Genomic DNA, 611 nt, shown 5'->3' on the forward strand with positions numbered 1-611 from the left:
ATCGAGAGGCTGTGCCGGGTCTTGCGGGTCTCTGCACGGGGGTACCGGGCCTGGACATCCCGACCGGCCTGCCAGCGCCAACGTACCGATCTGAAGGTGCTGACGCATATCCGTGAGCATTTTGCCCTGAGCAACGGGTCCTACGGACGGCCGCGCATGACCATGGAACTCAGGGAAGCCGGGCTTGATGTCGGGGAACGTCGCGTTGGCCGCCTCATGAAGGCCAACGGGATCCGGCCCGTGCGCACCCGTCGCCACAAGATGACGACCGACAGCCACCACCAGTCTGACATTGCGGCCAACCTTCTGGACGGTAATTTCCTTGCTGAAGGCCCCAACCGGAAATGGGCGGGAGATATCAGTTATATCTGGACTGCCGAGGGCTGGCTCTACCTCGCTGTCGTCATCGATCTGTTCAGTCGTCGCGTAATCGGGTGGGCCGCGAGCGATCGGATGAAAAAGGATCTGGCCATCCGTGCCCTGGATATGGCGGTAAGGCTGCGTAACCCGGCGCCCGGCTGCATTTTCCACTCCGATCGTGGCAGCCAGTATGGCTCCCATGATTTCCAGAAAAAGCTGCTGGCCCATGGGCTGCTGGCTTCAATGTCCGG

General features: G+C 61.5%; 1 protein-coding gene. It reads left to right on the forward strand.

Annotated features, from left to right (window positions below):
• The coding region (locus tag B7449_RS25205; protein ID WP_209426800.1) for an IS3 family transposase at positions 1 to 611 on the forward strand (611 nt) is incomplete at both ends.

It is taken from the genome of Komagataeibacter intermedius TF2 (assembly GCF_000964425.1).
GTDB lineage: Bacteria > Pseudomonadota > Alphaproteobacteria > Acetobacterales > Acetobacteraceae > Komagataeibacter > Komagataeibacter intermedius.